The 10,193-nt window shown below is 60.3% G+C and carries 11 protein-coding genes; 8 read left to right on the top strand and 3 right to left on the bottom strand.

Going from position 1 to position 10,193, the window contains the following annotated elements; translation table 11 throughout:
- Positions 1-817, top strand: an 817-nt coding sequence (locus UN63_RS16070) for an anhydro-N-acetylmuramic acid kinase (RefSeq protein WP_104488503.1), incomplete at its 5' end; no start/stop codon positions are given.
- Positions 818-859: 42 nt separating this feature from the next.
- Positions 860-1,774 carry an N-acetylmuramic acid 6-phosphate etherase gene (murQ, locus tag UN63_RS16065; protein WP_219821194.1) on the top strand — a complete coding sequence of 305 codons (915 nt, stop codon included), beginning with the start codon at positions 860-862 and terminating at the stop codon, positions 1,772-1,774.
- 76 nt (positions 1,775-1,850) lie between these two features.
- Here murQ and UN63_RS16060 read toward each other — a convergent pair whose 3' ends face one another.
- Positions 1,851-2,174, bottom strand: a complete 324-nt coding sequence (locus tag UN63_RS16060; protein WP_104488498.1) for a hypothetical protein — start codon at positions 2,172-2,174, stop codon at positions 1,851-1,853.
- Between the two features lie 229 nt (positions 2,175-2,403).
- On the opposite strand from UN63_RS16060, the gene UN63_RS16055 reads away from it, so the two are divergent.
- Positions 2,404-3,279, top strand: a complete 876-nt coding sequence (locus UN63_RS16055; protein WP_104488496.1) for an aldo/keto reductase — start codon at positions 2,404-2,406, stop codon at positions 3,277-3,279.
- Here UN63_RS16055 and UN63_RS16050 read toward each other — a convergent pair.
- A complete protein-coding gene (locus UN63_RS16050; RefSeq protein ID WP_104488493.1) occupies positions 3,276-4,463 on the bottom strand; it encodes a BaiN/RdsA family NAD(P)/FAD-dependent oxidoreductase in 1,188 nt (395 codons plus the stop codon). The genes UN63_RS16055 and UN63_RS16050 overlap by 4 nt on opposite strands.
- 96 nt (positions 4,464-4,559) lie before the next feature.
- Here UN63_RS16050 and UN63_RS16045 point away from each other — a divergent pair, with 96 nt between their 5' ends.
- The 3 genes from UN63_RS16045 (at position 4,560) to UN63_RS16035 (ending at position 7,162) form a co-directional block, all read left to right on the top strand.
- A complete protein-coding gene (locus tag UN63_RS16045) occupies positions 4,560-5,732 on the top strand; it encodes a methyltransferase (protein ID WP_104488491.1) in 1,173 nt (390 codons plus the stop codon).
- A gap of 56 nt (positions 5,733-5,788) precedes the next feature.
- The gene (locus UN63_RS16040) at positions 5,789-6,586 is read left to right on the top strand and encodes an ion transporter (RefSeq protein WP_104488488.1); all 798 of its coding nucleotides are present in this window, start codon (positions 5,789-5,791) and stop codon (positions 6,584-6,586) included.
- 135 nt (positions 6,587-6,721) lie between these two features.
- A complete protein-coding gene (locus tag UN63_RS16035) occupies positions 6,722-7,162 on the top strand; it encodes a universal stress protein (RefSeq protein ID WP_104488486.1) in 441 nt (146 codons plus the stop codon).
- 3 nt (positions 7,163-7,165) lie between these two features.
- Here UN63_RS16035 and UN63_RS16030 read toward each other — a convergent pair whose 3' ends face one another.
- Positions 7,166-8,089, bottom strand: a complete 924-nt coding sequence (locus UN63_RS16030) for a LysR family transcriptional regulator (protein WP_104488484.1) — start codon at positions 8,087-8,089, stop codon at positions 7,166-7,168.
- 463 nt (positions 8,090-8,552) lie between these two features.
- Here UN63_RS16030 and UN63_RS16025 point away from each other — a divergent pair, with 463 nt between their 5' ends.
- Both UN63_RS16025 and UN63_RS16020 read left to right on the top strand, forming a co-directional pair.
- On the top strand, positions 8,553-9,419 hold the full coding sequence (locus UN63_RS16025) for a carboxylate/amino acid/amine transporter (RefSeq protein ID WP_104488505.1): 867 nt from the start codon (positions 8,553-8,555) through the stop codon (positions 9,417-9,419).
- A 366-nt stretch (positions 9,420-9,785) separates the two neighbouring features.
- Positions 9,786-10,193: alcohol dehydrogenase catalytic domain-containing protein (locus UN63_RS16020; protein ID WP_181068271.1), on the top strand; the 408-nt coding region annotated here is incomplete at its 3' end.

Below are 10,193 nucleotides of genomic sequence, written 5' to 3'. Positions count from 1 at the left end.
CGGCTGTCATGGTCAGACCGTCTGGCATCAACCCGCCGGGCCCCTGCCGTTTTCGCTGCAGCTGGGAGACGGCAACCGGCTGGCGGCCGACACCGGCATCATTGCCATCAACGACTTTCGCCGCAAAGACATGGCGCTGGGTGGCCAGGGTGCGCCCCTGGTGCCCGCCTTTCATCAGCGGGTGCTGGGCGGCGTTAACCATGTTCGTATCCTGGCCAACATCGGCGGCATCGCCAATATCACGGTACTGGCGCCGGATCAGCCGGTGCTGGGCTTTGATGTCGGCCCCGGCAACATGCTGATGGATCTCTGGACTCGCCGCCATCTCGGCCAGCCTTACGACAAGGACGCCGCCTTTGCACAACAGGGCAAGGTCGACGCCACCCTGCTGGCCCATTTGCTGGCCGAACCCTGGCTGGCCCTGACCGCCCCCAAGAGCACAGGCCGGGAGTTGTTCAGCGAAGACTGGCTGGATGCCCGCCTGCCGGATTGCATGGCGCCGGCGGACGTGCAGGCGACGCTGGCCGAATTTACCGTCACCGCCATCGCCAACGAGGTCGACAAGTGGCCGGCGGGCGAGCTGCTTGTCTGTGGCGGCGGCGGTCATAACCCGCTGCTGATGCAACGACTGGCCGCCCTGCTGCCCGGCTGGCGGGTCGATACCAGCAACAGCGCCGGCGTGGATATGGACGCCATGGAAGCCATGGCCTTTGCCTGGCTGGCCCACCAGACGATGCACGGCCTGGCCGGCAATCTGCCGGACGTTACCGGCGCCCGCCGGCCCGCCATTCTGGGCGCCATTCATCTGCCGGGATAACCCCTTGCCTTAATATGGAGAACCTTCATGGATACCAAAGACCTGCTCAAGGACCTGGCCAGACTCGCCTCCGAGGGGCGCAATCCCGACACCCTGAACATCGACCGGCAGTCGACACTGGAAATTCTGACCACCATCAATACTCAGGATAAACAGGTACCGGAAGCGGTTGAACGAGTGCTGCCCGCCATTACCGCCGCCGTCGATTTCATAGTGGCGGCCTTTCACCGAGGCGGCCGACTGATTTACATGGGCGCCGGCACCAGCGGCCGCCTGGGCGTGCTGGATGCCTCAGAGTGCCCACCCACCTTCAGCGTGCCTGAAGGCATGGTGGTGGGGCTGATCGCCGGTGGCCCTCAGGCCATGTTCCGCGCTCAGGAAGGGGCGGAAGACAGTGCCGGGCAGGGCGAACAAGATCTGCAAAACATCCAACTGAGTGCGGATGATGTGGTAGTGGGCATCGCCGCCAGCGGCCGCACTCCCTATGTGCTGGGCGGCTTGCACTATGCCCGACAGCTGGGCGCCACCACGGTGGCGCTGGCCTGCAATGCGGGCTCCGCCATCGGCCAAGAGGCAGACATCGCCATCGAGCCCGAGGTGGGCCCCGAGGTGATCACCGGCTCGACCCGGCTGAAATCGGGCACGGCTCAGAAGCTGGTGCTCAACATGCTGACCACCGCCAGCATGATTCGACTGGGCAAGGTGTATCAGAATCTGATGGTGGACTTGAACGCCAGCAACCTGAAGCTGCAGGCTCGGGCCCAGCGCATCGTGATGCAGGCCACCGACGTAGATGAAGAAGCTGCCGCCCTGGCACTGCAGCAGGCGGACAACGAAGTGAAGCTGGCAATACTGATGCTGCTATCGGGGCTCGACAAGGCCGAGGCCCGAGCCCGGCTGGAACAACATCAGGGAGTGTTGGGAAAAGCGGTGAGGGGTGAGCTCCCTCCCCTTTAACACCACATCCCCAGAATAACGACGGGGTGCTACGCAAGGGGAGGGTTGGGGAGGGGTTACTGGGTATTCCTGCCCCTTAAAGCTCCTTGTCCTCGGCCAGCCGGGAGCGCAGCTTTTCTTCCCGGCGTCTATACCAGCCGGCCTTGAATGCGGTCCACCAGTCCTGAGACAACTCGCCGCCGTGGGCTTCCAGTATGGAGATAACCCGGTCCAGGGTCAGCACGGCGGCATCGTAGTCGATGTCCAGCCACTGCTTGCGCACCACCACCTTGGCCACGCCCGGCTCATCGGCAAACACCTCGGCCAGCAGCTCTATCTGCAACTGGTTGAGATGATCGAGCTTCAGGTGCCGTCTGACCAGCACCACTTCGGCCGGCCCTTCGCTGTGTAATGTGCTCATACGCCCCTTTCTCCTGATACCCTCGGCCGTAGCGACAGCCTGACCTTAGTTCAAGGTAAACGCCGACTGAAACACTCCCTGCGAACAAGCGCGACTTAGTTCCTGTCTACCAAGACCGAGTCAAGCGCAAGCCGCGTTCAAAAGCAAGCACTAGAGCGTTGCAAAGGTTGGCTCGCTGGTTCACCATAATGTGGAAACCACTTCCATAAGTCATTATCGAGAGGTCATCATGGACGCCACCCTAACCTTCAAGGCCACCGCCACCCAAGCCGCCGTTACCCTGCCCGCCATCGGTCAGGGCTCCTGGTACATGGGTGAAGGCCTGGCTCCCCGCCGCGACGAAGTACGCGCCTTGCAGCAGGGGCTGGATCTGGGCCTGACGCTTGTCGATACCGCCGAGATGTACGCCGACGGCGGCGCCGAAGAGGTAGTGGGCGAAGCACTCCGGGACCGTCGGGAACAGGCATTTCTGGTGTCCAAGGTGTATCCCTGGAATGCGGGGCGCAAAAGCGCCATCAAGGCCTGTGAAGGCAGTCTGCAGCGGCTGGGCACCGATTATCTGGATATGTACCTGCTGCACTGGCCCGGCAGCATACCGCTGGAAGAAACCCTGGAAGCCTTCGAGCAACTGCAGGCCGACGGCAAGATAAAACGCTTCGGGGTGTCCAACTTCGATATCGACGAACTGCAGCAATGGCACCGGCTGAGCGGTGACGAAAGCGCTGTCAATCAGGTGCTCTATCACCTGGGTTCCCGGGGTATAGAGCACTCGCTGCGCCCCTGGCAACGACAGCAGCAGATGCCGGTGATGGCCTACTGCCCGCTGGCTCAGGGTGGCCACCTGCGCCGTCAGCTGTTCGATCATCCCGATCTGCAGGCCCTCGCCGCCGAACTCAAGGTGACCATACCCCAGCTACTGCTGGCTTGGGCCATTCGCCCGATCGACGGCCGGCGCGATGTTATCGCCATCCCCAAGGCGGTGCAGCCGGAGCACGTTCGTCAGAACGCCGAGGCCCTGAACATCCATCTAACCGACGAAGCGCTGGCCCGGCTGGATGCCGCCTTCCCGGCCCCAGGCCGCAAGACACCACTGGATATCGTTTAAACCACCTGGCCGGCGCACCAGCCGGCACTCCAGGCCCACTGGAAGTTGTAGCCCCCCAGCCAACCCGTGACGTCCACCACCTCCCCGATAAAGTAGAGGTTGGGCACCTTGTTAGCCATCATGGTCTTGGAAGAGAGTTCGTTGGTGTCCACCCCGCCGAGGGTGACTTCGGCGGTGCGATAGCCTTCGGTGCCGCCGGGTTTCAGCGGCCAGACAGACAGCAATCGCTCGATGGCCGCCAGCTCTTTCGGAACATACTGCTTGAGCGGCTTATTGGTGATTTTTTCCCGCACCCACTCCTCCCTGACCAGTAAGGCCTCCACCAGCCGCTTGGGCAGGTGCCGGCTCAGCCAGGTCTTCAGCTCCTGGTTGGGGCTGTCGGCCACGCCCTGTGCTAACCGACCGGCGGGCAACAGCTCGAAGCGAACCTGTTCGCCGGCTTGCCAGTAAGACGAAATCTGCAGCACAGAAGGGCCGGACACGCCTCTGTGGGTAAACAGCAGGCTTTCGGCGAAGCGGGTGCCGTCTTCACTTTCGGCCACCACCGGCAGGGAAACACCGGCCAGCGGTTCCAGGGTTTCCTTGTCTTCCGGTTGCAGGGTAAAGGGCACCAGACCGGCACGGGTGGGCAGCACCTTGAGCCCGAACTGCTCCGCCAGTTTGTAACCGAAGGGCGAGGCACCAATCTTGGGCATCGACAGGCCGCCGCTGGCAACCACCAGCGACAGACAGCTGTCTTCCTGACCGGCCGCCGCCACCATAAAGCCCTCGCCCAGCCGCTCTACATCGAGGATCTCGGCACGCAGGCGAATCGTTACACCGGCGTCTTCACATTCCTTGACCAGCATATCGACGATCTCCTGCGCCGAGTCGTCGCAGAACAGCTGCCCCAGGGTCTTTTCGTGATAGGCGATGCCGTGCTTTTCCACCATGGCGATGAAGTCCCACTGGGTATAACGGGCCAGGGCCGACTTGACGAAATGCGGGTTACCACACAGATAGGCGGCCGGCTCAACGAAGTAGTTGGTGAAGTTGCAGCGCCCGCCGCCCGACATCAGGATTTTGCGACCGATGCGCTTGCCGTGATCCAGTAGCAGTACCTTGCGGCCACGCTTGCCCGCTTCGGCGGCACACATCAGGCCCGCGGCACCGGCACCGATCACAATTACATCCCAGGCTTTCATGGCACTCACACTCTCGCTAACAACAAAGGCGCTATTCTAGCGATCGCGCCGCCGCTCGGCTATGCCGACACCGGCGACAGGGTTATAATCCGGGCCATGAGCAACCTTGCCGAACAATTCCGACAATTAAGCACCCTGCTGCACCGCACCCGCGGTGACTGGCAGCACACCCCCTTCGCCTGCCGCGAACTGCCCTGGCCCGAACTGGCGCCGGCGCTTATGGCACTGAATGAAGCCCAACTCGACACCCTGGACGAAGACGATACCGCCGCCCTCGCATTTTTTGCGCCACTCAGGCCCGAAACAGTGGCCTCCCATGCCTATCGCCTGCCCGAACTCGACCGGGCAGATGACTACGCCACGCCACGCTGGAGCAACGGCATTCCCGGCCGAAAATGGGCGCAGATCAAGGATTTTGCCGCCAACATCACCGCAGAGCACGCCATTCTGGAATGGTGCGCCGGCAAGGGCCATCTCGGTCGCCTGCTGGCCCAGCAGGGGGCACCTTCGGTCACCAGCCTGGAGTGGAATGCGGATTTGTGTCGCCAGGGTGCAGAGGTCGCCGAGCAGTTCAAACTCGATCATCACTTTGTCTGTGCCGATGCCCTGAGTGCCGACGCCGCCCGGCTGTTCCGGCCTGAACAGCAGGCGCTGGCCCTGCACGCCTGTGGCGAGCTGCACCTGCGTTTTCTGCGCCACGCCGCCGCTGCCGGCACCCGCCGGCTGGCGCTGTCGCCCTGTTGCTATCACCTGATTGATGGCGACCATTATCGGCCGCTGTCGGCCGCCGGTCGGCAGCAGGACTTGCATCTGGACCGTCAGAGCCTGCGGCTGCCTCTGCAACAACAGGTGACCGGCGGCGAACGGGTGCGCCGCCTGCGCCACATTGAGCTGACCTGGCGACTGGCGTTCGACGAACTACAGCAACACCTGACCGGCACCACCCGGTATCTGCCGCTGCCTTCTTTTCCCAAGCAGCTGCTGAGCGGCGATTTTGCCGACTTTGCGCACTGGGCCTGCGAGCAGAAGTCATTGCCCGTTCCGAACAGCATCGACGGCGAGCACTGGCTGCAACGGGCCGAACAACGTCGTCTGCTGGTAAAACGCATCGAGCTGGTACGTCACCGTTACCGCTACCTGCTGGAACTATGGCTGCTGCTGGACCGGGCCCTGTTTCTCGAAGAGCAGGGCTATCGGGTCAACCTCGGCACCTTTACCGCCGAGAGCAATACCCCCCGCCGCTACCTGCTACAGGCCAGCCGGAACTGACCGAACATCCGTGGCCATCTTTGGCGCGATAATCTTGAAAACGGACAGGAGAGCCCGTGAAAACATCCTTACGCGTCATTCCCCCCAACGCCTTCGAACTGGTGATGATGGTCTTGTCCATCATCTCCCTGATCACCATAGTGTTACACCAGTTTGGTCCCTTCAATGCGACGGAAAAAGAGCTGCTGCTGAGTATCGACACCGGCATCTGCGTGGTGCTGCTCAGCCATTTTTTCTATGGCCTCTTTACCGCCCGCAACAAGAAGCGCTTTCTGAGTACCCACTGGATCGACTTTATCGCCTCCATTCCGGCGATAGACATCTTGCGCTACGGCCGGATTTTTCAGGTACTGCGGGTATTACGGATGCTGCGAGTCGCCAATCAGGTGATCCGCCATCTGCTGAAGAACAGCGAAAGCACTGTGCTGGCGTCCATGCTGTTGATCCTGGTGGTGGTGGTGAGCGGCAGCGCCATTGCCATACTGATGACCGAGGCCGGTAACCCCGGTTCCAATATCAATACCGCCGAAGACGCTATCTGGTGGGCCCTGGTCACCATCTCCACCGTGGGTTACGGCGACTACTACCCGGTCACCACCTCAGGCCGCCTTATCTCGGCTATCGTAATTTTTACCGGGGTATCGCTGTTTGCCGGTATCTCGGGCCTGGTGGCGTCGACCCTGCTGACGCCGAAAGCCGATCAGCAGGAAGACACGGAAAAACAGCAACAGGCCAATGACAAGCAGAACCAGCTGGAAGTAAAAAACCAGCTGACCACTCTGCAGCAGGAGGTGTCCTCGTTGCGCAAAGAGATCGGCTCGCTCAGGACCTTGCTGCAAAACCGGGAGCAGTAACGCCGCACATCAAACGACGGTTCTGCTTGTCTCCTGGCCAACATCTGGCCTATGCTGCGAGGGGTGTGAAATTGCCATCCGGCTCACGGTTTATCTGCTAATGGATTGATAGACTTATAAAAAAGGAGAGGTGCCATGACAGAACCCTATCAGTATAAACACATACTGGCGGCGGTCGACATGACCGAAAAAAACCGCAAGGTCATCGCCAAGGCGGTGGACAGGGCCAAGGCCAACAAGGCCAAATTGTCCGTCATTCATGTGGATGTGGATCTCAAGGATCTCTACACCGAGATGATCGACATCGACATCGACAATATCCAGGATCAGGTGGTGGCCGACGCCAAGCAACGGCTGGAGGAATACCTGGCCGACATCGACTATCCGATCGAGAAAAAACTGGTGATTTGCGGCGATTTGGCGCTGAAAGTGAACGAAGCGGTTGAACAGCATCAGGTCGATCTGCTGGTCTGTGGCCACGAACAAAGCTTCTGGAGCCTGCTCACCTCTTCTGCCCGCCAGCTGATGAACACAGTGCCCTGCGACATGCTGGTGGTGCCGCTGCCCAAAAACTGAGGTTCAGGGCGACTGACGCAGCCGGTCGCCCACCTCTTCCAGCAATTGACGAAGCCAGACTAGCGCCGGGTCAAACTCGGTCAGCGGATGCTGCGCCAGTACATAGGTACTGCGCAGAGACTCGCTCAGCCGATGTTGCTGCAGCGGATAATAATGGCAAAAATCCCGCGCAATCAGCTCCGGTACCATGGCCAGATAACGGCCGGTGGCCAGCAGCTTGGGTAAGGCCTCGAAGCTCGGCACCCACACCGCGATATGCCGCTCCAATCCCTTTTTCTTCAGCCAGCTTTCTATCAAGGTCTGATTGTGACCCCAGGTCGAGGTGGAGACATGGCTCCAGCCGACCAGCAACTCGGCAGAAAGCCGGTCTGGCAATCCGCAGCCCTGAGCCGACAGGCACATCATGGGATTGTCGAACCAGGGCTCGACCAGCAGACGAGGCGAAAGATGGTCACCATCGGCGAAGGCCACCACCAGATCCAGGCCGCCGCGAGACAGGCTGTCTTCATAATCTGAATGCACCAGCTCGGTCACGGCCAGCCGACAACCCGGCGCCCGTTGATGCAGCAGCTCCACCAGCTGGGGCACCACCCCATGCTCGATGGAAGACGGCACCGCCAGCCGAAAGGTACGCCGTGACGAGGCCGGATCAAACCCCGCCGACTGCCGTACCCCCTGCTCCAGCAACAACAGGGCCTGCCGTACCGGCGCCGCCAGTGCCTGGGCTCTTTGGGTGGGCCGCATTTCCTTTCGGGTCATCACAAACAACGGGTCGTCCAGCGTCTGACGCAACCGGGCCAGGGCATGACTGACCGTAGACTGGGAAAGGTTAAGCTGCTCTGCGGCCCGGGTGACGCTACGGCTTTGCATCAGCACATCGAACACCCGCAGCAGATTCAGATCCAGACGTTGATACAGATTATCCATCGATATCCACCATAGGTTTATGATGATAATTCATTTTAGACATAGCTGATCTGACCATAGAATAGCGCCCACAAACAAGTTTATCGTCGGCGTGGTGAAGCATTTCATCCGGCAGTCGGGTCGAACAAGGTTCTGGGCATGGTGGCATCATGGGGGGTACTACCTGTCTATCGTCGCAGCCGGATTATTCGAGGTAATCCGTCGGCGCGATAAAAGCGGAATATTCAAGACCTGGCGGCGTGGGTAACCACGCTGACAACCTATTAAGGGCAAGCGCCCAACAGTTCTGCGTGTGGTGTTAAACCACCTTGTTTAGGGACGTCATTCTCTCCTTTATGACAAACCTGATATTGGTCCCGGGCCGGTGCATTGCGCCGGCTTTTTTTATGGGCGACGTTCTGGATTACGCCTGCGCTTTACGCCATCATGACGCCCCGTCTTGACCAATGTCGAAGTTTTCACCATGTCTTATCTGGTATCCGTTACCCTGTTGTGGGCCTTCTCTTTCAGCCTGATCGGCGTCTATCTGTCCGGTAGTGTCGATAGCTACTTTTCCGTGTTCAGTCGCATCTTCATGGCTGCCCTGCTGTTCATGCCACTGATGTCCTGGCGCCAGCCACCGCGACTGGCCCTGGGGCTGATGGCCTGCGGCGCACTGCAGCTAGGACTCATGTATCTGTTTTACTACCAGTCGTTTCTGCTGCTGACGGTGCCGGAAGTGCTGATCTTCACCGTGCTCACCCCGGTCTACGTTACCCTGATCTACGACCTGCTGCACCGCCGCTTCAACCCCGGTTACCTGCTGACCGCCGCCCTGGCGGTGGTGGGCGCCCTGGTGATCCGCTTCGACGGCATCACTGACCGCTATCTGCTCGGCTTTGCGGTGGTACAGGGTGCCAACCTCTGCTTCGCCCTGGGTCAGGTAGGTTACAAGGTACTGATGGAGCGCTATCCCGCCCATCCGCCCCAGCACCGATTGTTCGGCTATTTCTATCTGGGCGCGCTGGCGGTGGTGGTGCCCGCCTGGCTGCTGCTCGGTGGTGACAAGTATCCGACCACCAGCCTGCAGTGGGGCATACTGCTGTGGCTGGGCCTGGGTGCCTCCGGTCTGGGATATTTTCTGTGGAACAAGGGCGCCACCCTGGTCAATGCCGGCGCACTGGCCATCATGAACAACGCCCTGGTGCCCGCCGGCCTGCTGGTCAACCTGCTGATCTGGAACCGGGATGCCGACCTGATACGGTTGGGCCTGGGCGGACTCATACTTATCGCCTCGCTCTGGCTAAACGAAGCCTGGATCAAACCGGCGGCGGCTGCCCGGGCCGGATGACGCCGGGCTCACAAAATCGACATTTGCTGCTTTTCCGGCATGGCTTTCCGCCCCAGTCTCCTTACACTAGGGTCTGTTGACCTTTCGCGGTTAAATTTTGTTCGAGTTAAACGCGTTTTTATCGCGGCGAGAGGGGTGTAGCCTAGTCATTCTAAGCAAAGCCCTCTCAACAAAGAGAAAAACGCGTTTAGCCGAACCCGCAGGGCAGCGCTTGTGGGGTCTTGCTACTGCGTTATCGCTTATTTATGTAGCGTGACTACACGGCATAAGCTCTGCCTTGTATCAAGCCCCCACAAACTGCTGCAAAAATCATCACGAAAGGTCAACAGACCCTAGGTTTCAGGAAACCGTGTCAGGAGAAAAGAGATGTTCAAAGCTCTGCTACTAGAAGAATCAGGTAAAGAAACCCACGCCAGCCTGAAGCGGCTCAACGAAAATCAGCTCACCGCCGGTGACGTGCTGGTCAAGGTGGATTATTCCACCCTCAACTACAAAGACGCCATGGCCATTACCGGCAAGGGCAAGATAGTGCGCCAGTGGCCCATGGTGCCGGGCATCGACTACGCCGGTACCGTGCTGGCCTCGGATCATCCGGACCACCGTATCGGCGATGAAGTCATTCTTACCGGCTGGGGCGTGGGCGAACAGCATTGGGGCGGCCTGGCGGAAAAGGCCTGCGCCAAGGGCGACTGGTTGATCCCTATGCCTGTCGGCATGAGCGCCAAGCGCGCCATGGCCATCGGCACCGCCGGCTTTACCGCCATGCTCGGCCTG

The organism is Oceanisphaera arctica, from assembly GCF_002936955.1.
GTDB classification, from domain to species: Bacteria; Pseudomonadota; Gammaproteobacteria; order Enterobacterales; family Aeromonadaceae; genus Oceanimonas; species Oceanimonas arctica.
The sequence above is the reverse complement of the archived record's forward strand: the minus strand, read 5'-3'. Positions and strand labels throughout refer to the sequence as shown.

Bases quoted from the DNA above. Each gene is read 5' to 3' on its own strand.
- UN63_RS16060 (WP_104488498.1), bottom strand. From the start codon at position 2,174: ATGAGCACATTACACAGCGAAGGGCCGGCCGAAGTGGTGCTGGTCAGA.
- UN63_RS16055 (WP_104488496.1), top strand. From the start codon at position 2,404: ATGGACGCCACCCTAACCTTCAAGGCCACCGCCACCCAAGCCGCCGTT.
- UN63_RS16050 (WP_104488493.1), bottom strand. From the start codon at position 4,463: ATGAAAGCCTGGGATGTAATTGTGATCGGTGCCGGTGCCGCGGGCCTG.
- UN63_RS16045 (WP_104488491.1), top strand. From the start codon at position 4,560: ATGAGCAACCTTGCCGAACAATTCCGACAATTAAGCACCCTGCTGCAC.
- UN63_RS16035 (WP_104488486.1), top strand. From the start codon at position 6,722: ATGACAGAACCCTATCAGTATAAACACATACTGGCGGCGGTCGACATG.
- UN63_RS16030 (WP_104488484.1), bottom strand. From the start codon at position 8,089: ATGGATAATCTGTATCAACGTCTGGATCTGAATCTGCTGCGGGTGTTC.
- UN63_RS16025 (WP_104488505.1), top strand. From the start codon at position 8,553: ATGTCTTATCTGGTATCCGTTACCCTGTTGTGGGCCTTCTCTTTCAGC.